Raw genomic sequence first — 23,301 nt, forward strand, 5'->3', positions numbered from 1 at the left:
CGGCATGACGATCGTCACACTGCCCTTCGTCGAGCTCGTCGACCGGTTCGGCCCCGTGCCGGACGGCGTCGAGCTCGACGTGTGGGACGTCGAGGGGCCGTACGCCCGCCCCGACGAGGTCGCGGTCACACTGCTGCCGTTCTACTTCGCGGGCCGACACCGCTGGCAGTACGTGCACGACCTGCCGAACCTCCAGCTCCTGCAGCTGCCGAGTGCGGGCTACGAGCACGCCGTGCCGCACGTCCCCGGACACGCGCAGCTCGCGAACGGCCGGGGCATCCACGACGACGAGACGGCCGAACTCGCCGTCGGGCTCGCCCTCACCTCGCTACGGGAACTGGGCGCGTTCCAGGCCGACCGTGCCGCCGGCGTCTGGGACGCCCGCACCACCCGTTCGTTGGCGGACCGTCGGGTGACCGTCGTCGGGTACGGCGCCATCGGGTCCGCGATCGCCACGCGCTTCGAGGCCTTCCGCACCGAGGTCACCGTCGTCGCGCGGACCGCGCGCGTCCAGGACGGTCGGCAGGTGCACGCGTTCGACGAGCTGCCAGCGCTCGCGGCGACGACCGACGTCCTCGTGCTCATCACGCCGCTCACGGACGAGACCGAGCGGCTGGTGGACGCCGAGCTGCTCGCGGCGCTGCCCGACGGCGCCCTCGTGGTGAACGTGGCGCGCGGCAAGGTCGTCGACACCGACGCACTCGTCGCGGAACTGCGGTCCGGGCGGATCTCGGCGGCGCTCGACGTCACCGACCCGGAGCCGCTGCCCGCCGGCCACCCGCTGTGGACGACGCCGAACACGGTCGTGACGCCGCACGTCGGCGGCAACACCGACCTCAGCGTCCCGCGGTCGATCGAACTCATGCGCCGGCAGGTGACCGCGCTGGCGGAGGGCCGTCCGTTCGAGAACGTCGTCGACCGCTGACGCTCGCCCCCGGGACGGCACCGACGGACGTCAGACCGGGATGACGCAGCTCGGTGAGCCCACCGGGATCTGCGCGATCGCCGGACCCGGCACACCGTCGTCCCCGACCGGCAGCACGGCCACCGCGTCGGACATCTGGTTGGCGACGAGCAGGTACCCGGGCACGCGCGCGAAGTGTCGGGGCCAGACGCCACCGGACCCGGCGCTCCCGACGAGCGACAGCCCGCCGTCGGATGCGTCGAGCACCACGATCAGGTCACGGCCGCGCACCGCGACGGACACCCGCCCGGCGTCGTCGCCCTCGATGTGGCTGAGGAGCGATGCGCCGACCTCGCCGTCGAAGGTGGCCACGGAGGCGACCGACGCGAACGTCCCCGATGCATCGCGTCGGAGGCGGTGCACGCGCCCGTCGAGCTCACCGGCCACGAACAGGTCGCCGTCGTACCAGGCCATGTGCCGCGGGCCGACACCGGGGGTGAGCCGGTGGACGCCGACGGCTTCGACGGACGGTGCGCTCGTGACCCGGAACTCGTGCAACGCGTCGCCGCCGAGGTCGGCGACGAGCACCGTGCCGTCCGGTGTCGCGATCGACTGATGGGCGTGCGGGCCGTCCTGCCGGTCCTCGACCGGTCCGGTGACGTCGGGCAGGACCGCGGTGACGACCGAGGTGTCGGGCGCCGTCAGCTGGTCCTCGGTGCCGTGCGCGACGACGAGGCCGTCGCTCGCCAGCACCGAGGCGGCATGCGACTCGACGGCCGCGAGCGACACCGCGGTGACCGTGCCGGAGGTGTAGTTGGTGACGACGAGCGTGCCGGACGGGTCGACCCGCACGTGGCACGGGGCGTCACCACCGGACGGCGCGTCCCAGAGGTGCTCGAGCGAGGCGCCGTCGCGGCGGAACGCGGAGACCGTGCCCGGGGTCGTCTCGGACACCGCGTAGACACGGTCGCCGGAGACGGCGAGGAACGACGGGTCGTCGATGACCGCGACCGTCCGCGCCTCCGGGAGGGCGTCGACCGGCCCGCCCGGCACCCACGAGATGCCCGTCGCGGTGCCGCCGCCCGTGGCCGTGTAGGAACCGACGAGCAGCGACGGCAGCTGGTCGGTCACTCGTCGCCGCCGGCGATCTGCTCGTGGTGGTGGATGACCTCGGCGACGATGAAGTTGAGGAACTTCTCGGCGAAGGCAGGGTCGAGGCGCGACTCCGCTGCGAGCGACCGGAGTCGCGCGACCTGGACCTGCTCGCGCCCCGGGTCTGCCGGTGGCATCCCGGCGGCGGCCTTGAGGTACCCGACCCGCTGCGTGTACTTGAAGCGCTCGGCGAGCATGTGGATCACGGCGGCGTCGATGTTGTCGATGCTCTGCCGGATGCTGTGCAGTTCGGCGACGGCCGCCGGGTCGTACTCGGGCGTGGTGTCGTCGTCGCTCATGCCGGAAGCCTAACGGCCGGAGCCGTTCGTCACGTGTCGGTTACGTCCGTCGGAGCTGGGTGGGACCTGAGCACCCCGTCGGAACTGCGAGAATGGAAGCCATGTCCGTCCTGCTGGTGATCTCGAGCGTGTGCGCGGTCCTCGCGGCCGTCGTGCACGTCTACATCTTCTTCCTCGAGTCCGTCGCCTGGACGAGCCCGCGGGTCCGCCGGATCTTCGGGCTCTCGTCCGACACCGAGGTGCAGGCGACGCGCTCGCTCGCGTTCAACCAGGGCTTCTACAACCTGTTCCTCGCGATCGGGGCGCTCCTCGGGGTCGTCCTCGTGATCGCGGGCAACGGCGCGAGCGGGTGGACGCTCGTGGTGTTCTCCACGGCGTCGATGCTCGGAGCCGCGGTGATCCTCGCCGGGACGGGTCGGCGCTACCTCAACTCCGCGTTCGTGCAGGGCTCGTTCCCGCTGATCGCCCTGCTCTTCGCGTTCCTCGGGTCGACCTTCGGGGTCTGACCGTCCCTTCACGACCGGAGGCGCGGTGCCAGCAGACACCGCGCCTCCAGTCCGCCCCGGGTCGATCAGCCGAGCTTCGCGGCGAACTCGTCCGGCAGCTTCTTCAGCGCCCACTCGATCGCCGCGGTGGTGCCCATCGAGAACGCGGAGGACACGTCCGGGTCGTCGAACACGATGTCGTGCCCGGCCTCGACCGACGGCACCTTCTGGAACAGCGGGTCCGACTCGGCCTTCGACGCGTCGACGTAGATCGGCAGGATCAACGTCAGGTCGGCGTCGAGCAGGTCGAGGTTCTCGTCCGACAGGTGCACCGAGAACGCCTTGCCGGCCTGCTCGTCGATCGCCTTCGGGATCGTGAATCCGAGCTTCCGCATGAACGTCGAGCGGCTGTCCGTGGACGCGTACGCCCCGAAGCCCTCCGACGTGTAGGCACCGACGACGGCGGTCTTGCCGGCGAACTCGGGGTGGGCCTTGCGGGCGGCGGCGTAGGCGTCGTCGAGGTCGGACAGGAGCTTCTTGCCCTCGGCTTCCTTCCCGAGCGCCTTCGCGATCATGGTCGTCTGCTGCTCCGTCGTCGCGAGGTAGTTCTCCCCGCCCTTCGGGATCGCGACGGTCGGCGCGATCGCCGAGAGCTTGGCGTAGCGGTCCTTGTCGCCCGAGGACTTCACGTCCAGGATCACGTCGGGCTTGAGCTTGATGATGTCCTCGTAGCTCGGCTCGAGCGTCTGGATGATCTTCGGCGACTTGTCGTACGCGCCCTTCAGCCACGGTCCGACGCCGTCGCCGCCGAAGGCGAGCCAGTCGCTCGCGCCGACCGGCTGGACGCCGAGTTCGAGGGCGGTCTCGGCGTCGCCCCACCCGAGGGCGACGACGCGCTTCGGCTGGGAGTCGATCTTCGTGGTGCCCAGCGCCGTGGTGATGGACACCGGGAACTGGCCCTCGGACGCCGATCCGGAGGAGGACGACGACGCGTCGGAACCGGAACCGGAGGCACAGCCGGCGAGGACGAGGGACGCTGCGACGACGGCGCCGACTGCGGCGACCGCTCGGCGGAGACGGTGGGGAGTACGGATCACGTAGGTAAGCCTAACCTAACGGCGCGTGCTGGGGCACGCGGATAGGCTGACGGACCGTGGCGTACTCCGACCCGGACCGCACCCGTCTTGCGGTGCTCGGCTCCCCCATCGCGCACTCGCTCTCCCCCACGCTGCACGCAGCGGCCTACGACGTGCTCGGGCTCCCCTTCACGTACGGGAGGCACGAGGTCGCGTCCGGCGGCCTCGACGCGTTCGTCGCGGGGCTGGGTCCGGAGTGGCGCGGGCTGAGCCTCACGATGCCGCTCAAGCGCGAGGTCCTGCCCCTGCTCGACCGGACGACCCCGCTGGTCGACGAGCTCGGCGTCGCGAACACCGTCGCGTTCCGGCGCTCGGGCGACACCGTGCTGCGGTACGGGGCCAACACGGACGTCGAGGGGCTCGTACGCCCCGTCGAGGCGCTCGGGCACCTGCCCGGCGAGGCCACGATCCTCGGCGGTGGGGCCACCGCGGCGAGCGCCCTCACCGCGGCCGTCCGGCTCGGGGCCTCCCTCGTGCGGCTCTTCCTCCGGGACACCGCGAAGGCCGGTGCGCTCGTGGACCTGGCCGTCCGCCAAGGCATCTCGCTCGAGGTGCTCCCGCTCACCGAGCTGCCCGGCACGCACCACGGCTTCGTGCTGTCCACGCTGCCCGGGGGCGCCGCCGACGAGCTCGACCTCGTCCCGTCCGGCTCCGACGCCGTGCTCTTCGACGTCGCCTACGAGCCGTGGCCGACCGCGGCGTCGACGAGGTGGGCTGCCGCCGGAGGGCGCGTGCTGAACGGCCTCGACATGCTGTCCGAGCAGGCGCTCGGCCAGATCCGGTTCTTCCTCAGCGGGGACCAGGACGAACTGCTGCCGTCGGAGGCCGACGTGCGGCGGGCGATGCGCGCCTCCGTGGGTCTGCCGCCGGTGATCGGCGGGGACGACCGGTCGGTCAGCTGACCACGCCGTCGACGTAGTACCAGCGGCCGCTCTCGCGGACGAACTCGCTCGTCTCCTCGAGTGTTCCGCGGTCGGTCCCCGAGCGCCACCACGCGCGGAAGGCGACCGTGCCCCGGGAGTCGAACGGGCCTCCGGCACGCGTCGAGACGATGTCCAGGCGCGTCCACCGCTGGTCGGCGTCCAGCTCGAGCGACGCCGGGCGCGTGGTCGGGTGCCAGGTGCGCAGCAGGTACTCGGGGAGGCCGAGCGCGAACGCCGTGAAGCGCGAGCGCATGAGGCGTTCCGCCGTGGGAGCGGCAGCCCCGGCGTGCAGGGGCGCGCAGCACTCGCCGTAGGGGTTGCCGCTGAGGCAGGGGCAGCGCGTCTCGTCCGTGATCACCCCGGAACCGTAGCCGATCCGCTGGCGGACGATTCTCGGCTCCGCCGAGTAGAAGGAACCTCGTGTTCAGACTCGGGTGGCGGGTGTTCCGCGAGCGCCTCGGCGAGGTGCGCGACCCCGCGAAGGTGCGCCGCGCCTCCTGGCTCGCCGTCGGCGCTGCAGCGCTGGCAGCGATCGGCCTGTCATGGCTGCAGGTCACGGTCGACTGGACGGGCGTGGGCACGGGTCCAACGATCGCGGTCCTCGTCCTCGCGTCAGTCGGCGTCGGCCTCGCGGTGTACGCATGCTGCCCGACGGCGAACGAACCCGCACCCTCCGCGACCATCAACGGCCGGCGGATCCGTCCGGACTCGCAGACGTACGTCCGGCAGTCGGTCGGACCCTACCTGCTCCGCCGTGCGCGGACGGTCCGGCCGGAGGACGCCGCTGCGGTCATCAGCGACGTCGGACTGCTCCAGCGCAGCCTGATCCGGCGGACCGTCCGGTTCGGCGCCGGCGCGACGGGACTCCTCTGCTGGGGCGTCGCCGTGCTGCTGACCGAGCAAACGAACTGGTTCACCGCGCTCTTGCCGTTCTCCTACGCAGTCGCGCTCCCCGAACTGCTCGTCGAGCTCGGGCGCAGTGAGCGGGCGCGGCGCTCGGCACTCGCGGCCTCGGAGTCTGCACCCGGTCCGAGGGTGGAGGCGCCCGGTGCCTGATCGGAACCTCGTGTTCAGACTCGGGTGGCGGGTGTTCCGCGAGCGCTTCCCCGAACTCGTCAGCCCACGGCGCCGCCGGCGGGTCGTCGTGGTCGGAGTCGTCGTCGCCGTCGTCGTGCTCGCCGGCCTGCTGCTCCTCGGCACGGTGTCCGGCGACTGGGACGCCGCAACGGTCCCGGTGACCGCCGTCGTGGCGGCCGTCCTGCTTGCGAGCGGGATCGGACTCATCGGTGCGTGCTTCGTCCCGATCGGACCGAAGGGCTGGGGCGTGCCTCCGATCCCCGGCTTCGGGTGGCGGACACAGGAAGCGATCGCCCGCTACTACCGTCGCAACCCGCCCCCCGTCGAACCGGCCCATCGCGACGCCGTGCTCCACGGGATGCCGACCACTCGCGACCTCCTGGTCCGCTCCGCCTTCCGGGGCTACCTCCTCCTGGGCGGCTGGGCGAGCGGCCTGCTCGGTGCGGTCCTCTTCGACGTGTCCACGAGCGATGCGGGCAGCGGTTCCATGGTCGCGGCCTGGCCGCTCTGGCTCCTCCTCCCGCTGAGCGGCGCGACGTCCGCGATCGGCGGCACTCGCACGCTCGGACGACAGGAGCAGCTCCGCGTCGAGGCGGAGGCACTGCCGCCCGTTCCACCGCCGGTGCGACGTGGTCGCCCGGGCAGTGCCACCGGCAGCAAGCTGGGGCTGCCCGGGGAGTGAGCGGGTGTCGGTGGGGGCGGGCACACTGGGCGCATGTGTGGAAGGTTCGTCGTCAGCGACACCACAGCCGATCTGCTGCCGGAACTCATCGGTGAGCTCGCCGACCGGACGGAGCACGTCGACGAGGACACGGGCGTCGTCGGCACCGGCCTCGTCCCGAGCTGGAACGTCGCCCCGACGGACGAGGTGTTCGCGGTCCGGCAGCGGCACGGGCAGCGGGAACTCCCACGGATCAACTGGGGCTTCGTGCCGAGCTGGGCGAAGGACTTCCAGAAGCAGCGACCGAAGCCGATCAACGCACGCATCGAGACCGTGGCGACGAGCGGCATGTTCAAGCGGGCGTTCGCGACGAACCGGTGCATCGTGCCCGCCCAGGGGTACTACGAGTGGGTGGTGCGCGCGGACGGCAAGGAACCGCACTTCGTCCACGAGCCCGGAGGCGCACTGGCGATGGCCGGCGTCGTGAGCGCCTGGCCCGACCCGACGAAGCCCGAGGGCGACCCGGACAAGTGGCGTTTGTCACTCGCGATCATCACCCGCGACGCCCACGTCGCACCGGGCGAGGTGCACGACCGGATGCCGGCGTTCCTGACGCCGGACGGCTACGACGACTGGCTGGACGGCAGCCTGGGCGCGGACGATCTGTTGTCGCTGCTCGACCACGAGTCGCTGACCGTCGCCGCGGGGCTCGAACAGTACGAGGTGTCGCGCGCGGTGAACAGCGTGAAGAACGACGGGCCCCAGCTCATCGAGCCGGTCGCGTAGGAGCGCGGCGCGGCCGGCGCTGGGAGCCCGCAGAGCGGGTCAGGAGGCGCGGATCACGTCGGGCAGGACCACGTGCAGCCGGTCGGCGAGCCGCTGCTGCGCCTCTTCGAGCGACCGGAAGTCCCCGACGTACTGACCGAAGGTGTCGGAGACGAAGTAGTGCGCCCCCTGCTGGTCGACGGTCCCGCCGTAGTAGCCGCCGTAGTTCGCCGCCCAGAGGCCGGTGTCCGGCTGCGACCAGGTGATGCGGACCGGGGCAGCGGAGCGGGGAGCGACGACCTCGGCCTCGATCTCGGCGATGACCTCGATCGTGGCGGTGTCCAGGGTCACCTCGGCCTGGGGACGATTGGCGAGGGTCGTGCTCATCGTGGTGCTCCTTGCGGTCGTGCGGGAAAAGCGGTGGTGCGGTGCGCCGGACTAGTCGACGGGCCGGATGACGGACGGCAGCATGACGTGCAGCTGGTCAGCGAGTTCCGCCTGCGCCTGCTCGAGCGACCCGAAGTCGCCGACGACGAGGCCGAAGGTGTCGGAGGCGACGTAGCGGCCGTCACGCTTGTCGACCGAGCCGCCGAAGTAGCCGCCGTAGTTCGCGACCCACTCGCCGTCCTCTTCCTGGGTCCAGGAGAGCTTGGCGCGCTCGGGCCGGGAGTGCGGTTCGGCCTGGGCCTCGAGGATCGCGATCGTGTCGACCGTGTCGGTGTCGAGCGTGACCTCGGCTCGGGTGTCGGTGGGGACGGTGGTGGTCATGTCGCTCTCCTTCTTCACGATCGGGGTACATCTGCTGACACCCCAAGGCTACGGAAGGAGGCCGATGCCATGCCACCGATGCCCGAGGATTCACGGGTTCCGTCAATGCGGTGCATCCCGACATCCCGGGATTCCGGGGCTGTACGTCGCACTTCCGGGGTACAGGCGCCCGATCGGGGTACTCGTTTCCCGTCCATTCCGCCCAACGGTCAGGGCTGGAGTGCCGCCCGTCGGTAGGCCCCGGGTGTCATCCCGGCGAGCGGGGTGAACTGGTCGATGAACTGGCTGGTCGTCGCCCACCCGCACGCTGCCGCGACGTCAGTGACGTTCATCCCACCCGCGAGCAGCACGAGCGCACGGTGCACGCGCAACTGCAGCCGCCACTGCCGGTACCCCATCCCCGTCTCCTCGCGGAACAGCCGCGTCAGGGTGCGCTCCCCTACCCCGGACCAGGCCGCGAGCTCGGCGAGCGCCACCGGTTCGGTGAGGTCCCGCTCCACTCGACGCACCACCCGACGCAGCCGGGCGTCGCGGGGTTCCGGCAGGTGGAGCGGCTGCTCGGGCGCGGAGGCGACCTCGTCGACGATGACCGCGCGGAGGTGTGACCGGGCCGTCTCGGTCCGCGGCGCCGGCGTCGTGATGGCGAGCAGCGCCTCCCGAGCGAGCGGGGAGACGGCGAGGACCGCCGGACCACCGGGCAGGGCCACGGCGTCGTCCGCGGCGAGGTAGACGACCCGCATGTCCGTCTCGCCGTGTGCGCGGTGCCGGTGCTCAGCGCCGGCCGGGACCCACGCGACGCGGTTCGGCGGGGCGATCCACGCGCCGTCGTCGGTGATGAGCGAGAGCACTCCCGTCGCGGCGTGGACGAGGTGCCCCAGCGGGTGCACGTGCGGCGGGACGGTCTCCGCGTGCGCGAACCAGAACGCCGCCTCGGTACGGTCGTCGACGAGACGCGACAGGTCCTGGCTGGAAACGGACATCACGAGGCAGCGTACGTGTTCCGGGCCGCGGGCGAGCGGTGATCTGATCGGAGCATGACGACCGCTTCCGTCCCCGTCCCGACCTCCGCATCCCGACGCGGAGTCCTCGCCGCCTGGTACGTCGGTGCTGGGCTCATGCTCGTTGCGCTCAACCTGCGGATGGGCGTCGCGTCCGCCGGCCCGGTCCTGGGGGCGATCGAACGGACGCTGCACCTCACCCCCTCGGCCGCGAGCCTGCTCACGACGATCCCCGTGTTCGCGTTCGGGGCGTTCGCGTTCCTCACCCCGGTGCTCACACGGCGGATCGGCCTCCACCGGCTGCTCGGCCTCACCATGGCGGTCCTGGCGCTCGGCATCGCGCTCCGGCTCGAGCCGCACGGCTGGGCGCTCTACGGCGGGACCGTGCTCGCTGGTGCGGCGATCGCGGTCGCCAACGTGCTCATGCCCGCGGCGATCAAGACCGACTTCGCGCACCGCGTGGGGCTCATGATGGGGCTCTACTCGACGGCGCTCTTCCTCAGCGCCGCCATCGCGTCCGCGGCGGTCGTCCCGCTCATGACCGCGTTCGGGTCCTGGCGCCCTGCCCTGGCGTTCTGGGCGGTGCCGGCCGTCGTCGCGTTCGTGGTGTGGCTACCGCGTGCGCTCCGGAACCCCGGGCACGCGCCGGGATCGCGGGCCGTAGCGGACTCCCCCGCCGAGGCAGCCGACGAGCCGACGTTCGCCCGGCTCTTCCGGGACCCGGTGGCCATCGCCGTGACGGGCTTCATGGGGCTGCAGAGTCTGTCGTACTACGCCTTCCTCACCTGGGTGCCGACGGTGCTGCAGAACGCCGGGGTCCCAGCGCACGAGGCCGGGTTGATGCTCGCGTACTCGAGCCTGCCCGGCATCCTCACGGGCGTCACCGGCCCGGCGATCGCGCGGCGACTCCGCCCGAGCTGGGTGCCGGTCCTCGCCGTGGTGCTGCTCTGCGCGGTCGGGTTCGGCGGGCTGCTCGTCGCTCCGTCGGCTGGAGCCTGGCTGTGGATGACCCTGCTCGGGCTCGGCCAGGGCGGGGCGATCAGCCTCTCGCTGAGCTACATCGTGTGGCGATCGCCCGACGCTCGGCACACCGCGCACCTGTCGACCATGGCGCAGGGGACGGGGTACCTGCTCGCAGGGCTCGGGCCGCTCGGCATCGGGCTGCTGCACACGGCGACCGGGGGTTGGGCGGTGCCGATCGTGGTCCTGTTGGCGCTCCTGGTGGTCCAGCTGGTCGCCGGGGTCGCGGCGAGCCGGGACCGGCACGTGCTCGCGCGCCGGTAGCGGACCGGGACGGGGCGGGCGCCGGTCCGCGCGCTCTCGCGATGTTTCGCGCGCTCAGCGCGAAACGACGAACGCGCCAACGGGCGCACCCACGCGCCCGGCGCGCAACGCGCGCACCCACGCGCCCGCCGCGTCAGCGCACCGCGCGCAGCGCGTCCGCGACCACCCCGAGCGCCGCGCCGATCTCGTCCGCCACGCGCACGTGCGTCGCCTCGGACCGGCGGTAGGGGTCGTCGACGTCGTCGTCCGCGGGGTCGGCGGGCGGCGGCACGGTCCCCCGGAGCCGCGCGACCCGCTCCACGAGCTGCTCCGCGGTGGCGACACCGGCCAGGTCGGCGGGCTCGAGCGCTTCGAGCACGCGGGAGAACTGCTTGATCGTGAACGCCCGCTTCGCTGCCCGTGGTGCGAGCGACACCACGGCCGCACGGTGCGAGCGCTCCGCGGTCAGCACGAGGTCGGCACCTGCGGCGATCGCCTCGGTCAGGTACCGCGACCCGTGTGCCGAGGGGTCACCGCCGAGCCGCACGGACTGCCGGGCGGCGGCGGCGTCCATCGGTGCGCCGTCCTCGGCGATGGTGCCGGCGGACTCGACCGTGAACCCAGGGGCGTCACGGCCGAGCCGCGCCACGAGGACCTGTGCGCCGAGCGGCGAACGGCAGATGTTGCCGCTGCAGACGAACAGGACCCGCATGGCTCAGGAAGCGCCGAGCAGGTCGTGCCGGACGACGATCGCGTCACGCCCCGGTCCGACGCCGATCGCGGAGATCCGGGCTCCGGACATCCGCTCGACGGCGAGCACGTAGTCCTGCGCGGCCTGCGGCAGGTCCTCGAAGGAGCGGGCTCCGGTGATGTCCTCGGTCCAGCCGGGGAACTCCTCGTAGATCGGCTTCGCGTGGTGGAAGTCGGACTGGTTCACGGGGACCTCGTCCACGCGGACGCCGTCGACCTCGTAGGCGACACACACCGGGATGGTCTCGAGCCCGGTGAGGACGTCGAGCTTCGTGAGCACGAAGTCGGTCACGCCGTTGACGCGGGCGGTGTACCGGGCGATCGGGGCGTCGTACCAGCCGCAGCGGCGGGGCCGGCCGGTCGTCGTGCCGAACTCGAAGCCGTTCGCGCGGAGGAACTCGCCGGACTCGTCGAACAGCTCGGTCGGGAACGGACCGGCGCCGACGCGGGTCGTGTAGGCCTTGACGATCCCGATGATCCGCTCGAGCCTGCCCGGGCCGATGCCGGACCCGGTCGCCGCACCACCTGCCGTCGCGGACGACGAGGTCACGAACGGGTAGGTGCCGTGGTCGACGTCGAGCATGGTGGCCTGACCGGCCTCGAACAGGACCGTCTCACCGCGCTCGAGGGCCCGGTGGATCTCGAGCCCGGTGTCGGCGACCATCGGTCGCAGCCGGTCCGCGAAGGAGAGGAGCGACTCGACGACCTCGTCCGCGTCGATCGCACGGCGGTTGAAGACCTTGACGAGCAGGTGGTTCTTCTGGTCGAGGGCGGCTTCGACCTTCTGCCGCAGGATGTTCTCGTCGAAGATGTCCTGGATGCGGATGCCGACGCGGTTGATCTTGTCCGCGTAGGTCGGACCGATGCCACGACCCGTGGTGCCGATCTGGCGCTTGCCGAGGAACCGTTCGGTCACCTTGTCGATGGTGCGGTGGTAGTGCGTGATGACGTGGGCGTTCGCCGACACGAGCAGCTTCGAGGTGTCGACGCCGCGGGCCCGCAGCGCGTCGAGTTCCTGGAACAGGACCTCGAGGTCGACGACGACGCCGTTGCCGATGATCGGGGTGACACCGGGCGTGAGGATGCCGGACGGCAGCAGGTGCAGTGCGTACTTCTCGCCGCCGACGACGACCGTGTGCCCGGCGTTGTTGCCACCGTTGAACTTCACGACGTAGTCGATGCGGGAGCCGAGGAGGTCGGTGGCCTTCCCCTTGCCCTCGTCGCCCCACTGGGCTCCGATGATCACTGCTGCGGGCATCTGGTTCTCCTCACGTTGGCGGAGGACCGCACGCGACCAGGCGGCCGGTGGTCCACCCGAGTCTATCGGCTGGTCACCTGCGCGCCACCCGGCCGTGCTCGGCGGGGACCTGCCGGCCGCGCGGACCTGGGAGGGCGCGCACGCGGGACGGCGCAGCGTCGGACGTGAGCGATCCACGAGCGGAGAAGGAGCAGCACATGAGCGACCTCGGCGACAAGGCGAAGGACTTCGCGGACAGCGACAAGGGCGAGCAGGCCACGGACGCGGGCCTCGGCAAGGCGGCGGACGCCGCCGACAAGGCCACCGGCGGCAGCCACGGGGATCAGATCGACAAGGCGGAGCAGGCCGCCGACGACAAGATCGGCAAGTAGGTCAGGGCCCACTCCTGACGGACTGGAGGCGNCACCGCGCCTCCAGTGTGTTCGCGGTCGCGTCCCGAATCGCGACCGTTCGATCCGGATCAGTTCCGGAAGAAGTCCTGGTAGGACGGGTCACCGACCGGCTGCGCGTGCCCGGGCTCGGCGAGGCGCTCCTCGACCATCGACTGGATGACGTCCGGCGGGGTCAGCCCACGACGACGCCACTCCATCGGGTTGGCCCGGAGCTGCTTCAGGGTGCTGTGCGTCTGCATGTGGAACAGCCTGCCACCAGATAACTAGTTTGTCTAACTACATGTCCCCCGAACGCACTCCAGGCCCCGGCACGAGCTGTGCCGGGGCCCGGAGGTGTGCCGCGCTCGGTCGCTACCGGGAGATCTTCGCGGTCGGCTTCGAGGTCGCCGTCCCGTCCTGATAGCCCTTCGCCTTGGCGACGACCTGCACCGCGAAGGTGTGACCGCGGTCGGACGAGCCGAGCTTGTACGACGAACCGGTCGCGTTCTTCACCGGCTTGCCGTCACGGAGCCACTGGTACGCGTAGGTGACACCCGTGGCGTCCCACGTGCCGTGGTCGGCGGTGAGCTTGGACCCGACCTTCGTCTTGCCCTTCACCGCGACCTTGCTGCCCTTGGTCAGCGCGAGCGTCGGGGCCACCCAGGTCGCCGGGGTGACCTGGGCCTGGCGGCCGACCGCGTTGTCGAGGTGCAGCAGCAGGACCTGCGCGCTCGTGACGCCCGGGGCGCGGGTGACCTGGAGCGAACCACTGTCGGCGAAGAGCGTCCCGCCCCGGCGAGCCTGGGAGAACGTGAGCGCCGGCTTGGCGAGGTCGAACTGCGCCGTCGAGGTCACGTCCACCACCGAGGACCCGCTGGTCGCGGCACCCGGCGCGTACGCCGACTCCGTCTCCACCCGGTACGAGATGGTCTTGCCCGCGGCACCGATCGCCGACGCGGTCACCGGCAGCACCTTCACGGCGCTGTCGAACGTGTTCACGTCCTGACCGGGCGCCCCGCCGTTGAGCGGGTAGGCATCCACGACGGGGTCGATGTCCGGGTCGTCGGCAGCGGCGGCGGCCTTCGCGAGGTCGATCGTCGTGACGAACGTGGCGTCCACCGCAGACGACTTCGCGTCGTACACGAGGTAGTCGTCCTTGCCGTCACCGTTCGTGTCGATGAACACCTCGACGTTGGTCACCGCGCCCGGGTTGGCGTCCGGACCGGCGGTCTGCACACCGAAGGCGAGCGTGTCGGACCCCTTGTCGTAGCTGACGCCGTACGCCCGGACGTCCGCTGCGGCGAGGGACTGGGAGGCCGAACCCTCGGGGAACGACTCCTGCGGGTCCGTGCCGGCGAGCACGAACGGTGCGACCGCCGCGTGGTAGCCCGAGGTGAGCGTGCCCTGGTCGACCGTCCGACCGCGCAGGGCGAGGTCGGCAGTGGTCTGCCGACCGGTGAACGTGACGCCCGAGCCGCTCACGGCGCTGACCGGCTTCGGCGCGACGTAGGTGCCGAGGCGCAGCGGTTCGAGGGTCTTGTCGGTCGGGGTGAAGGTCACCAGTCCGGTCGCGGCGGCCACGAACTCGCGCTGGTAGCCCTTCTGCACCGCGTCCTGCGTGGGGTCGATGACGCGGCGGAGCTGCCGCGGGTCGGCGATCGTGTACGTCAGGTCGACGACGGCTCCGCGGTGTGCCCCCACCGTGACGCGCTTCGAGCTGAGCGAGAACGTGACACCGGGCTGAGAGACGCGCGGTTCGTACGCCACGTCGTAGGTGTGCGCCCGGGAGTCGGTGTTCTCGATGAGCAGGGAGCGGGTCCCGCTGGTCTTCGCGGCCACCTCGACCACGCCGTAGGAGGCGGTGACGAGCTCGCCGTTCTCCACGCTGCGGACCGTGGTGTCGGCGTTGACCGCCTGCAGGGCGTCGACGCGGCCGGTGCCCTGGCGGAGCAGGGTGGCCGTCCCGGTGCCGTCCTTGACGTCGTGCGTGGCGGTGTTCATGAGCGCGGCCTTCACGTCCGGCGCCGACCAGGTCGGGTGGGACTCGAAGGTCAGGGCGGCGATCCCCGCCACGTCCGGCGTCGCCATCGAGGTGCCGCTCATCGACAGTCGCCCGTCACCGGTGCCGTTCGCCGCGGAGATCACGTTGACGCCCGGGCCGGCGATGTCGGGCTTGACGATGTCACCGAACGACCCGTGCACGCCCCGGCTCGTGAACGAGGCGAGGGTGTTCACCGCCTCCGGATCGGTCGCGATCTCGAAGCCCTTCAGCTCGTCGGCGAACCGCACGTGCAGGGTCCCGGCCGTCGCGGATGCCTGGAGGGCGGCCACGCTGTCCTTGGTCAGCTCGGCGCCCGGGATGGTCGCGTTCCCCGCGATGCCGGAGCTGAAGGTGTTGACGGTCCCGGCGAGGAGCACCCCGACACCGCCGGCGGCCTGGACGTTGTTGAAGCGCTGACCGGAGCCGCACTCGAGCGCGGCGTCGGTCCACTTCAGCCAGACGACCTTGCCCTCGACGGCCGCGGCGTCGGCACCCGTGAAGGCGCTGCAGCCGTCGACGTCCGTGGTCGGGACGACGACGTCGCCCTCGACCGGGAGCGCGCCCTTGAAGTTCTGTGAGTACTGCGAGCGGTAGGTCTTCGCGACGCCCGACGGGGCGGTCACGTCGACACCGTCGTACAGCGACTGACCGGTGGCGCTGGCCGCGACGGTCAGGGCCCCCTCGGCGTTGCCCGGCGACCCACCGATGTCGGTGAAGTCGTCGGCGTTGCCCGAAGCGATGACGGGGAGCACGCCGCGCGCGGTGAGCGCGTCGATCTTCGCGTTGTCGGGGTCGTCCGGCGCGCCGTAGTCGGAGCCGAGCGACAGGTTGAGGACGTTGATGTCCTTGCCCTCGGTCAGCGCCTGGCCGACCCAGTCGAGCGCGGCACCGGTGAGGTCGGTCGAGCCGCCGCCGTCACCGAACACCTTGAGCGCGTACAGCCCGGCCTCGGGCGCGGTGCCCGGGCCGACCCACATGTCCTGCACCTGCTGCGTGGTCAGCTTGGTGTAGTCGCCGTCGAAGGTCTTCTTGTCGGCGTCGAGCCCGTAGCCGGCGATGGTGCCGGACACGTGCGTGCCGTGGTCACCGCCCTTGCCGTCGATCGGGTTGGCGTCCGGCGCGGGCGTCGGGTCGTAGCTCTCGCTGGTCGGGTCGGCGTTGTACGTCGGGCCGGCGAAGTCGTAGCCGCCGAGGAACTTCGACGAGTCGTACCAGCTCGGGTCCGGCGCGCTGGTGGACGCGAGCGCGGCGTCGTAGGCCGCCGTGGTGCCGGGGCCGCCGAAGTCCGCCTGGGTGTAGTCGAGGCCGGTGTCCAGGACGGCGACGTTGATGCCCTTGCCGGTGTGTCCCGTCTGCGTCCAGGCGTTCAGCGCGCGGGTGTAGACGTCACTGGCCGCGTTCTTCGGCGCGACGCCGTCCGCACCTGCCGGCGCGAGGCTGGGGTCGACGCCCGACGGTGCAGCGCCGGCGTCCGCGTTGACCGTCGGCTGGACGACCTTCTTCGGGGTGAGCGGGATGATGCTCTCGACGTCGGAGCGCGTCGCGACCTTCCGGAGCGCCTCGACGTCGGCGACGACCGCGATGCCCGGGACGGTGTACTCGCTCGAGTAGAGCTGCGTCGCGTCCGAGTCCGTGCGCTCGACGGCTGCGCGGACGGCGGCGACGGTCGAACCGATGGCCTTGACGCGCTGCTTCGCTGCGGAGGACGGGGCCTTCGACCCGGCGAGGTCGCCGCCCTTCGCCTCGGCGTCGACCTCGAGCGCGCCCTGACCGGTCGTCCGCACGAACGCGGCGACCGTCTTCTGGGGCTTCGCCTCGCGCAGGGGCTGCGCGAGCTTGAGCTCAGCGGGCGTCAGGCCGGCCGGCGCCGCCGAGGCAGCGCCGCCGACGGCCAGGCCGCCGCACGCGAGTGCCGCAGCGGCGACGCCAGCGGTCAGGACGCGCTCGAGGCGGTACGGCGAGGGGTTCGGGTCGTTGTTCGGTGTTGCACGGTGCAAAAGGCGCACTCTCGGCTCCGTCCGTGTTCTGCATGGAATTCCTGTGAAGTTATGCGGTCTCTCTCAGGGAGCGCAGTCCGCACTTCGGAGGACCGATGGTCGTAACGCATCGCATCCGGATAACTTGCACACCGCTGTGCAGGTTATTACGATGGCGGCGTGACCACTCCTGACCAGCCCGGACGCGCGCCCCGACGCGACGCGACGGAGAACCGGGCAGCGCTCGTCGAGGCCGCGAAGACCGTCCTGCAGCAGGACCCTGATGCATCCCTCGAGACGATCGCCACCGCGGCCGGACTCTCCCGGCGTGCGGTCTACGGACACTTCCCCTCGCGGGACGACCTCGTGCGAGAGGTCGTGACCGCCGGCGCCGCCCGCATCGCTGCCGCCATGCCCACGAGCGCGGACCTCGGCGCACTGCCCCCGGCCGCTCGGCTCGCCGCCATCGCGGTGACGCTCTGGGCCGAGGTCTCCCACGTCCGTTCGATGGCGCGGGTCGCGATCCGCAGCCCGTTCATCGAGTCCGTCGCCGAGGTCTTCGCTCCCCTCCGCGCCCAGGTGCGGGAAGCCTGCGCCCTCGGGATCGCCGAGGGCACCATGCGCGACGACGTCGACCCCGCGACACTCGGTCGCCTCGTCGAGGGAGCGTGCATCGCCGTCCTCGACGAGGCGACCCGCTCGGGCACCCCCGACGAGTCCGGCCGCCGCATGGTCGTGCTCTCCGCCCTGGGCATGGCCGGCATCGACTGGCGCACTGCGATGCTCTCCGAGCCGATCGCCCCCACGACCACCGTGAAGGAACCCGCATGACCCTCGAACTCGACCACGTCGGCATCGGCGACGAACCCGGCGCCGCGCTGCCCGTCGTCTCCGCCGTCGCCGCCCCGGGCCGCCCGGGCGTCGTCGCCGTCGAGACGGAGCAGGCCCCCGTCCTCGCCTCCCTCGTCGCCGGCGGGCGCATGCGACCCGACACCGGACGGGTCCTGCTCGACGGCCACGACGACCCCGCGGCCGTACGGCGGGCGTTCGCACTCGTGGACACTCCGGGCGTCGCCGAACCCTTCCCCGTGATGAGCGTCAAGCGCATCGTGCGGGAGGAACTCGCGTTCGCCGGACGGCGACCGTCGCGGGAGCACGTCGACACGGTGATCGACGAGCTCGGACTCCGCGAGTACGCCGACACGCACGTGCAGCGGGTACCGACCCACATCCGGGTCCGGCTCCTCGTCGAACTCGCCCTGCTGCGGGACGGCGTCACCGGACTCGTGATCACCTCGCCCGAACGCCACGGCGGGGCTGTGGAGGGCTGGTTCGCGGTCATCCGCGACGTCGCCCGCCGCGGCGTGACCGTCGTGCTGGTGACCTCGAAGGCCGCCGCCGCGACCGTCGAGGCACTGCTCGACACCATCCAGACCGCAGGTCCCGACGACGTGACCGTGGACGACGGAGACGACCCGCGCCTCCCGTCCGACACCGCAACCGACACCCTGCCCACGGAGGCGACCGCGTGACCACCACCTCGCTCGTCCGCGCCGAACTGGCGCGACTCACCGCGACCCCGCTCGCACGACTGGCGTTCATCGCGCTCATGGTCGTGCCGCTGCTCTACGGCGGCGCCTACCTCTGGGCCAACCGCGACCCGTACGCCAAGCTCGACCAGGTCCCCGCCGCGATCGTGAACCAGGACGCCGGAGCCACGCTCGACGGCGAACACGTGGACTACGGCAAGGACGTCACGAAGGAAGCCATCGACGGCGCCGACTTCAAGTGGACGAAGACCTCCGCGGCGGACGCCCGGTCCGGTGTCCGCAACGGCACGTACGACTTCGTCGTCACCATCCCGCACGACTTCTCCGAGTCCCTGGTGTCCGCCCAGACGGACGACCCCCGACGGGCGAAGCTCGTCATGACGACGGCGGACACGAACTCCTACCTGGCGTCGACCATCGCGGAGCAGGCCGGCAAGACCATGCGCACCGCGGTGGCCGAGCGCGTCGGGAAGCAGGCGGCGAAGACCCTGCTCGTCGGGCTCGCCGACGTGCGGGACAGCCTCGGTGACGCCGTCGACGGTGCCGGGCAGCTCGCGTCCGGCGCTGCCGACGCCGCTGACGGCGCGGCGACGCTGGCCGACGGCACGGGCAAGCTGTCGTCCGGTGCGTCGCAGCTCGCAGCCGGCACGGCCGACTTGCCGTCGCAGACCGCGCAGCTGAACGACGGGGCGCAGCAGGTCGCTTCCGGTGCCGCCACGCTCGCGTCCGGACTACAGTCCGCGAAGCAGCAGACCGCGGCGCTGCCGTCCCAGACCGCCCAGCTGAACGACGGCGCGCAGCAGCTCCAGAGCGGACTCCACGCCGCCCGCGACCAGACCGCGGACCTCCCGGCGAAGTCGCAACAGCTCGCGACCGGCGCGTCCGCCGTCGCCGCCGGCAACCAGCAGCTCGCCGAGAACGCCGCACCGTTCATCGCTGGTGTGCAAGAACTGGCGAAGGGTTCACCCACGCTCGTGGCGGAGCTCGAACCGCTGGTGCAGCAGTCGACCCTCGACGAGGCCCAGAAAGCCGCGCTCCTGCAGTCCCTCCAAGCGTTCGAGGCATCGAGCACCCAGCTGGGATCGGGCGCCACCGACCTGTCGACATCGCTCGGCAAGCTCCAGTCCGGCAGCGCCCAGGTGTCCGCCGGCGCATCCGACCTGGCCGCCAAGGCACCGGAGCTCGCCGCGGGCATCCAGAAGCTCTCTGCCGGGTCGGACCGGCTCGCGACGGGCACCGGGCAGCTCGCGGCGAAGGCACCCGAACTGGCATCGGGCATCGCGTCCGCGGCGGACGGCGCGTCGAAGCTCGCGTCCGGGTCGTCGCAGGTGGCGGCGGGCACGTCGAAGCTCGCCGCATCGGCCCCGACGCTGTCCTCCGGGGCGTCGCAGCTCGCCACGGGTGCGTCCGCGGCCGACGACGGCGCGAAGTCGCTCGCGGCCGGGCTGACGAAGCTCCGGAGCGGATCGTCCGAGCTCGCGTCGAAGCTCGACGAGGGGCGCACGAAGATCCCCGCCTCGACCGCCTCGCAGCGGAACGACCAGGCGTCGGTGATCTCCGACCCGGTCAAGGTCGGCGACGACAACGTCGCGGCGGCGACGAACTACGGCGCCGGCCTCGCGCCGTTCTTCATCTCCCTCGCCGCGTGGATCGGCATGTACGCGCTGTTCCTCATCCTCAAGCCGATCTCGAAGCGGGCGATCACCGCGGTGCGGAAGCCGCTGTCGGTGGTGCTCGGCGGGTGGCTGACGCCCGTGGTGCTCGGCGTGGTGCAGATGGTGGCGCTGTTCTTCATCGTGCGGTTCGCACTCGACCTCAACGTCGTGCACGCCGGAGCGACGATCGGCATCATGGTGCTGGCGTCGGCGACCTTCGCGGCGATCATCATGGCGCTCAACGTCCTGCTCGGTTCGGTGGGGCAGTTCCTCGGCCTGGTGCTCATGCTCGTGCAGCTCGTCACCGCCGGCGGGACGTTCCCGTGGCAGACGCTCCCGGGGCCGTTGGCGGCGCTGCACTTCGCCCTGCCGATGACGTACTCGGTGGACGCGATCCGGCAGACGATGTACGGCGGGAGCCTCGGCACGGCGTGGTCGGACGCGGGCGTGCTGGCGTGCTGGCTGCTCGGTTCGCTGCTCGTGGCGTTCGTCGTCACCGCCCGGCAGACGCGCTTGCGGACGCTGCGCGACCTGCGGCCGAGCCTGATCGGGTAGCCGCCGGCGCGCGGCGCGCGGCGCCGCGGCCGCGCGCCGCGCGGCCGCGCGGCTAGGAACCACGGAACCGACATCGAACCAGCCACCTCGCCCGGTTCGATGTCGGGTTCCTGGTTCGACACCGCCGCGCCGCGGGTAGCGTCCGCGCCATGGCGACGCTGCTCATCACCGGGGCGACCGGACGGATCGGGACCGCACTGCGACCGAGGCTCCTGGCCGCCGGTCACGACCTCGTCCTGCTCGACGAACGTCGGCCGGACCCGGCGATCGGGGAGCGGGAACGCTTCGTCCCCGGGTCCGTGAACGACCGCGCCGCCCTCGAGACCGCGCTGCCCGGGGTCGACACGATCGTCCACCTGGCCGGCATCCCCGGCGAGGACGCGTGGGACGCGCTCCTCGACGCCAACGTCACCGGGACGAAGAACGTGCTCGAGGCCGCCGCGGCGAACGGTGTGCTGCGCGTCGTGCAGGCGAGCTCGATCCACGCCGTCGGCCGGGTCCCCGAGGACCCCGACGCCCCCGGCAGCGTCCCCGGCGACCGGCTGCCCCGCCCGGACACGTACTACGGCGTGACGAAGGCCGCGATGGAGCTCCTCGGCAGCCTGTTCGCCGACCGGTTCGACATGTCCATCGTGTCCGCACGCATCGGCGCCTTCGGCGAACGGCCGAACTCGGCGCGGGCCCTGCTCATGTGGTCGTCGCCGGACGACCTGACCCGCCTGGTGCAGGCGACGGTGGACCTCACGACCCCGGGGCACCACGTGGTGTGGGCGGTCTCGCGGAACACCGGGGCGCCGGCGGACTTCGCGGCCGGTGAGCGGATCGGGTTCCACCCGGTGGACGACGCCTCGGCCGTGCTCGACGCGGACGAGCGCGACGCCCTGCCACCCGAGGACATGGCGTTCCTCGGCGGCGGCATGGCACGGCTGCCGCTGGGTCGCCGCCCCAGCTGACCCGGGCCGCTACGATCGACGGGAGAGCCACGGAGGTCGATGCAGATCATGGGAGCCGGCAAACCCGCGACCATCTACGACGTCGCCGCGCGCGCCGGGGTCTCGAAGTCCCTCGTCTCGCTGGTCCTGCAGCGCTCCCCGCGGGTGAGCGAGCAGCGCCGCGCCGCCGTCCTCAAGGCGATCCAGGAACTCGACTACCGCCCGTCCACCGCGGCGGTCTCGCTCGCAGGCACCCGGAGCCGGACGATCGGCGTCGTGCTCGACGACTTCCGGAACCAGTGGTTCGTGGACCTGCTCACGGGACTGCGCGAGGCGCTGCAGGACCAGGGCCACCGACTCGTCGTCGCCGACCGGTTCCTCAACACCGGCCTGGACGCCTCCCCCGTCGAGGGGTTCCTGTCGATGCGGGTCGAGGGCCTCGTCATCGCCGGCGAACCGGACACCGACCTGGCGATCCCCGCGTCCACCCCGCTCGTGATCGCCGGTGGCCGCGTGTCGATCCCCCGCGCCGACACCGTGGCGAACGACGACCGCGCCGGTGGCCGGATGGCGGCGCAGCACCTGCTCGGACTCGGTCACACGCGTCTCGGCTTCATCGGGGCACGGTCGGCCGCGTCCGCGGAACGTCGCGCCGGCTTCGAGGAGGCCGTCGGTGCCGACGCCGCGCTGGCCGTGACGGTGCTGCCGGACGAGCCGACGGAGGATGCGGGTTCCCGCGCCCTCGCCGCGCTGCTCGACGAGCACCCCGACGTCACGGCGGTCTTCGCCGCCAACGACGTGATGGCGCTCGGTGCACTGTCCGAACTCGCCGCCCGTGGCCGGCGGGTGCCCGAGGACGTGTCGGTCATCGGGTACGACGACACCCCGCTCGCGGCGACGCGCTACGTCGGGCTCACGAGCGTCGACGACCGGAGCGTGGACATCGGTCGCGGCGCCGGAGAGCGGCTGCTCGCCCGGATCGCGGATCCGCAGCTGCCCGCCTCCGAGGTGCTCGTGGAGCCACGGCTGGTCGCGCGGCGGACGACCGCGGCTCGCTGAGCCGGGAGGCGCGGCTCGTCCCGGTCGCTCATCCGGCGGCCGCGGGACGCCGCGTCAGTCGAGGGCGGCGTGCTGGACGACCCAGCTGTGCATCACGATCGCCGCTGCGGCCGACGCGTTGATGCTCCGGGTGGACCCGAACTGGGTGATCTCGAGGTGCGCGTCCGCTCCGGCGACCGCCTCGTCGGTGAGTCCCGGTCCCTCCTGTCCGAACAGGAACACGCACCGCTCCGGGATCGCCGCGGACTCGATGCGCTCGGCACCGGGGGTGTTGTCGATCGCGATCACCGGGCGCCCCTCGTCCTGCATCGCGGTGAGGAACGTCGCCACGTCCGGGTGGTAGCGGACGTGCTGGTACCGGTCGGTCACCATCGCGCCGCGCTTGTTCCAGCGTCGACGCCCGATGATGTGCACGGTGCCGGCGAGGAAGGCGTTCGCGCTCCGCACGATGGAGCCGATGTTGAGGTCGTGCTGCCAGTTCTCGATCGCGACGTCGAACGCGTGCCGGCGGGTGTCGAGGTCCGCGACGATGGCCTCCATCGACCAGTACCGGTAGCGGTCGACGACGTTGCGGGTGTCGCCGGTGGCGAGGAGCTCCGGGTCGAGCCGCGGGTCGTCCGGCCACGGCGCGGGGTGCGGCCCCACGCCGTTCGTCGTCGCCTCGTGCGTCGGCTGCGGCTCCGGCGCGTCACCGGGGACGGACGGGAGGCGCTCGGTCACCTC

The 23,301-nt window shown here is 72.0% G+C and carries 25 protein-coding genes; 13 read left to right on the forward strand and 12 right to left on the reverse strand.

Going from position 1 to position 23,301, the window contains the following annotated elements:
* Positions 1–4 precede the first annotated feature (4 nt).
* On the forward strand, positions 5–925 hold the full coding sequence (locus tag ACTJKO_RS15350; RefSeq protein WP_440690011.1) for a 2-hydroxyacid dehydrogenase: 921 nt from the start codon (positions 5–7) through the stop codon (positions 923–925).
* 30 nt (positions 926–955) lie between these two features.
* On the opposite strand, the gene ACTJKO_RS15355 is transcribed toward ACTJKO_RS15350, so the two are convergent.
* Together ACTJKO_RS15355 and ACTJKO_RS15360 are read right to left on the reverse strand one after the other, a co-directional pair.
* A complete protein-coding gene (locus ACTJKO_RS15355; RefSeq protein ID WP_440690012.1) occupies positions 956–2,035 on the reverse strand; it encodes a lactonase family protein in 1,080 nt (359 codons plus the stop codon).
* Positions 2,032–2,355 carry a chorismate mutase gene (locus tag ACTJKO_RS15360; RefSeq protein WP_440690013.1) on the reverse strand — a complete coding sequence of 108 codons (324 nt, stop codon included), beginning with the start codon at positions 2,353–2,355 and terminating at the stop codon, positions 2,032–2,034. The genes ACTJKO_RS15355 and ACTJKO_RS15360 overlap by 4 nt, the downstream gene beginning before the upstream one ends.
* A 101-nt stretch (positions 2,356–2,456) precedes the next feature.
* Here ACTJKO_RS15360 and ACTJKO_RS15365 point away from each other — a divergent pair, with 101 nt between their 5' ends.
* Positions 2,457–2,861, forward strand: a complete 405-nt coding sequence (locus ACTJKO_RS15365) for a DUF1304 domain-containing protein (RefSeq protein ID WP_440690014.1) — start codon at positions 2,457–2,459, stop codon at positions 2,859–2,861.
* Positions 2,862–2,926: 65 nt separating this feature from the next.
* Here ACTJKO_RS15365 and ACTJKO_RS15370 read toward each other — a convergent pair whose 3' ends face one another.
* Positions 2,927–3,937 (reverse strand): iron-siderophore ABC transporter substrate-binding protein, encoded by a 1,011-nt coding sequence (locus ACTJKO_RS15370; protein ID WP_440690015.1) that lies wholly within the window; start codon positions 3,935–3,937, stop codon positions 2,927–2,929.
* 56 nt (positions 3,938–3,993) lie between these two features.
* Here ACTJKO_RS15370 and ACTJKO_RS15375 point away from each other — a divergent pair, with 56 nt between their 5' ends.
* Positions 3,994–4,878 carry a shikimate dehydrogenase family protein gene (locus ACTJKO_RS15375; protein WP_440690016.1) on the forward strand — a complete coding sequence of 295 codons (885 nt, stop codon included), beginning with the start codon at positions 3,994–3,996 and terminating at the stop codon, positions 4,876–4,878.
* On the opposite strand, the gene ACTJKO_RS15380 is transcribed toward ACTJKO_RS15375, so the two are convergent.
* Positions 4,871–5,257: a YchJ family protein gene (locus ACTJKO_RS15380; RefSeq protein ID WP_440690017.1), complete on the reverse strand. Its 387-nt coding sequence runs from the start codon at positions 5,255–5,257 to the stop codon at positions 4,871–4,873. The genes ACTJKO_RS15375 and ACTJKO_RS15380 overlap by 8 nt on opposite strands.
* Positions 5,258–5,319: 62 nt before the next feature.
* On the opposite strand from ACTJKO_RS15380, the gene ACTJKO_RS15385 reads away from it, so the two are divergent.
* The 3 genes from ACTJKO_RS15385 to ACTJKO_RS15395 are packed head-to-tail and all read left to right on the forward strand — an operon-like array spanning position 5,320 to position 7,423.
* Positions 5,320–5,955, forward strand: a complete 636-nt coding sequence (locus tag ACTJKO_RS15385) for a hypothetical protein (RefSeq protein WP_440690018.1) — start codon at positions 5,320–5,322, stop codon at positions 5,953–5,955.
* Positions 5,948–6,658, forward strand: a complete 711-nt coding sequence (locus ACTJKO_RS15390) for a hypothetical protein (protein ID WP_440690019.1) — start codon at positions 5,948–5,950, stop codon at positions 6,656–6,658. The genes ACTJKO_RS15385 and ACTJKO_RS15390 overlap by 8 nt, the downstream gene beginning before the upstream one ends.
* A gap of 33 nt (positions 6,659–6,691) precedes the next feature.
* Positions 6,692–7,423: an SOS response-associated peptidase gene (locus ACTJKO_RS15395; RefSeq protein WP_440690020.1), complete on the forward strand. Its 732-nt coding sequence runs from the start codon at positions 6,692–6,694 to the stop codon at positions 7,421–7,423.
* Positions 7,424–7,462: 39 nt separating this feature from the next.
* Here ACTJKO_RS15395 and ACTJKO_RS15400 read toward each other — a convergent pair whose 3' ends face one another.
* From ACTJKO_RS15400 to ACTJKO_RS15410, 3 genes are all read right to left on the reverse strand, one after another.
* The gene (locus tag ACTJKO_RS15400; RefSeq protein ID WP_440690021.1) at positions 7,463–7,789 is read right to left on the reverse strand and encodes a hypothetical protein; all 327 of its coding nucleotides are present in this window, start codon (positions 7,787–7,789) and stop codon (positions 7,463–7,465) included.
* A 51-nt stretch (positions 7,790–7,840) separates the two neighbouring features.
* A complete protein-coding gene (locus tag ACTJKO_RS15405) occupies positions 7,841–8,170 on the reverse strand; it encodes a hypothetical protein (RefSeq protein WP_440690022.1) in 330 nt (109 codons plus the stop codon).
* Positions 8,171–8,379: 209 nt separating this feature from the next.
* Positions 8,380–9,150, reverse strand: a complete 771-nt coding sequence (locus tag ACTJKO_RS15410) for an AraC family transcriptional regulator (RefSeq protein ID WP_440690023.1) — start codon at positions 9,148–9,150, stop codon at positions 8,380–8,382.
* Positions 9,151–9,204: 54 nt separating this feature from the next.
* On the opposite strand from ACTJKO_RS15410, the gene ACTJKO_RS15415 reads away from it, so the two are divergent.
* Complete coding sequence (locus tag ACTJKO_RS15415; protein WP_440690024.1) at positions 9,205–10,452, forward strand: MFS transporter; 1,248 nt, start codon at positions 9,205–9,207, stop codon at positions 10,450–10,452.
* 133 nt (positions 10,453–10,585) lie between these two features.
* Here the strand turns inward: ACTJKO_RS15415 and ACTJKO_RS15420 are convergent, their stop codons facing one another.
* Complete coding sequence (locus tag ACTJKO_RS15420; RefSeq protein WP_440690025.1) at positions 10,586–11,143, reverse strand: arsenate reductase/protein-tyrosine-phosphatase family protein; 558 nt, start codon at positions 11,141–11,143, stop codon at positions 10,586–10,588.
* Between the two features lie 3 nt (positions 11,144–11,146).
* Positions 11,147–12,439: an adenylosuccinate synthase gene (locus tag ACTJKO_RS15425; protein ID WP_440690026.1), complete on the reverse strand. Its 1,293-nt coding sequence runs from the start codon at positions 12,437–12,439 to the stop codon at positions 11,147–11,149.
* Positions 12,440–12,636: 197 nt separating this feature from the next.
* Here ACTJKO_RS15425 and ACTJKO_RS15430 point away from each other — a divergent pair, with 197 nt between their 5' ends.
* Positions 12,637–12,810: an Rv0909 family putative TA system antitoxin gene (locus ACTJKO_RS15430; RefSeq protein ID WP_440690027.1), complete on the forward strand. Its 174-nt coding sequence runs from the start codon at positions 12,637–12,639 to the stop codon at positions 12,808–12,810.
* A gap of 89 nt (positions 12,811–12,899) precedes the next feature.
* Here ACTJKO_RS15430 and ACTJKO_RS15435 read toward each other — a convergent pair whose 3' ends face one another.
* Entirely contained in the window at positions 12,900–13,070 is a 171-nt protein-coding gene (locus ACTJKO_RS15435; protein ID WP_440690028.1) for a hypothetical protein, read from the reverse strand.
* Positions 13,071–13,182: 112 nt separating this feature from the next.
* Complete coding sequence (locus ACTJKO_RS15440) at positions 13,183–16,848, reverse strand: S8 family serine peptidase (RefSeq protein WP_440690029.1); 3,666 nt, start codon at positions 16,846–16,848, stop codon at positions 13,183–13,185.
* Positions 16,849–17,007: 159 nt separating this feature from the next.
* Between ACTJKO_RS15440 and ACTJKO_RS15445 the strand changes: the two genes are divergently transcribed.
* The 5 genes from ACTJKO_RS15445 (at position 17,008) to ACTJKO_RS15465 (ending at position 22,578) form a co-directional block, all read left to right on the forward strand.
* Complete coding sequence (locus ACTJKO_RS15445) at positions 17,008–17,658, forward strand: TetR/AcrR family transcriptional regulator (RefSeq protein WP_440690030.1); 651 nt, start codon at positions 17,008–17,010, stop codon at positions 17,656–17,658.
* Complete coding sequence (locus tag ACTJKO_RS15450; RefSeq protein ID WP_440690031.1) at positions 17,655–18,359, forward strand: hypothetical protein; 705 nt, start codon at positions 17,655–17,657, stop codon at positions 18,357–18,359. The genes ACTJKO_RS15445 and ACTJKO_RS15450 overlap by 4 nt, the downstream gene beginning before the upstream one ends.
* A complete protein-coding gene (locus ACTJKO_RS15455; RefSeq protein WP_440690032.1) occupies positions 18,356–20,587 on the forward strand; it encodes a YhgE/Pip family protein in 2,232 nt (743 codons plus the stop codon). Before ACTJKO_RS15450 ends, ACTJKO_RS15455 begins: the two co-directional genes overlap by 4 nt.
* A 149-nt stretch (positions 20,588–20,736) precedes the next feature.
* Positions 20,737–21,540 (forward strand): NAD-dependent epimerase/dehydratase family protein, encoded by an 804-nt coding sequence (locus tag ACTJKO_RS15460; protein ID WP_440690033.1) that lies wholly within the window; start codon positions 20,737–20,739, stop codon positions 21,538–21,540.
* Between the two features lie 39 nt (positions 21,541–21,579).
* Positions 21,580–22,578 carry a LacI family DNA-binding transcriptional regulator gene (locus ACTJKO_RS15465; protein ID WP_440690034.1) on the forward strand — a complete coding sequence of 333 codons (999 nt, stop codon included), beginning with the start codon at positions 21,580–21,582 and terminating at the stop codon, positions 22,576–22,578.
* A gap of 54 nt (positions 22,579–22,632) precedes the next feature.
* Here ACTJKO_RS15465 and ACTJKO_RS15470 read toward each other — a convergent pair whose 3' ends face one another.
* A complete protein-coding gene (locus ACTJKO_RS15470; RefSeq protein WP_440690035.1) occupies positions 22,633–23,298 on the reverse strand; it encodes a TrmH family RNA methyltransferase in 666 nt (221 codons plus the stop codon).
* Between the last annotated feature and the right edge of the window lie 3 nt (positions 23,299–23,301).

The sequence above is a fragment of the Curtobacterium sp. 22159 genome, assembly GCF_052045775.1.
In the GTDB taxonomy this organism is placed as follows: domain Bacteria; phylum Actinomycetota; class Actinomycetes; order Actinomycetales; family Microbacteriaceae; genus Curtobacterium.

Coding starts and splice junctions, on each gene's coding strand:
- ACTJKO_RS15465 (WP_440690034.1), top strand. CDS start 21,580: ATGCAGATCATGGGAGCCGGCAAACCCGCGACCATCTACGACGTCGCC.
- ACTJKO_RS15430 (WP_440690027.1), top strand. CDS start 12,637: ATGAGCGACCTCGGCGACAAGGCGAAGGACTTCGCGGACAGCGACAAG.
- ACTJKO_RS15405 (WP_440690022.1), bottom strand. CDS start 8,170: ATGACCACCACCGTCCCCACCGACACCCGAGCCGAGGTCACGCTCGAC.
- ACTJKO_RS15420 (WP_440690025.1), bottom strand. CDS start 11,143: ATGCGGGTCCTGTTCGTCTGCAGCGGCAACATCTGCCGTTCGCCGCTC.
- ACTJKO_RS15415 (WP_440690024.1), top strand. CDS start 9,205: ATGACGACCGCTTCCGTCCCCGTCCCGACCTCCGCATCCCGACGCGGA.
- ACTJKO_RS15365 (WP_440690014.1), top strand. CDS start 2,457: ATGTCCGTCCTGCTGGTGATCTCGAGCGTGTGCGCGGTCCTCGCGGCC.
- ACTJKO_RS15425 (WP_440690026.1), bottom strand. CDS start 12,439: ATGCCCGCAGCAGTGATCATCGGAGCCCAGTGGGGCGACGAGGGCAAG.
- ACTJKO_RS15450 (WP_440690031.1), top strand. CDS start 17,655: ATGACCCTCGAACTCGACCACGTCGGCATCGGCGACGAACCCGGCGCC.
- ACTJKO_RS15395 (WP_440690020.1), top strand. CDS start 6,692: ATGTGTGGAAGGTTCGTCGTCAGCGACACCACAGCCGATCTGCTGCCG.
- ACTJKO_RS15410 (WP_440690023.1), bottom strand. CDS start 9,150: ATGTCCGTTTCCAGCCAGGACCTGTCGCGTCTCGTCGACGACCGTACC.
- ACTJKO_RS15350 (WP_440690011.1), top strand. CDS start 5: ATGACGATCGTCACACTGCCCTTCGTCGAGCTCGTCGACCGGTTCGGC.
- ACTJKO_RS15360 (WP_440690013.1), bottom strand. CDS start 2,355: ATGAGCGACGACGACACCACGCCCGAGTACGACCCGGCGGCCGTCGCC.
- ACTJKO_RS15400 (WP_440690021.1), bottom strand. CDS start 7,789: ATGAGCACGACCCTCGCCAATCGTCCCCAGGCCGAGGTGACCCTGGAC.
- ACTJKO_RS15435 (WP_440690028.1), bottom strand. CDS start 13,070: ATGCAGACGCACAGCACCCTGAAGCAGCTCCGGGCCAACCCGATGGAG.
- ACTJKO_RS15460 (WP_440690033.1), top strand. CDS start 20,737: ATGGCGACGCTGCTCATCACCGGGGCGACCGGACGGATCGGGACCGCA.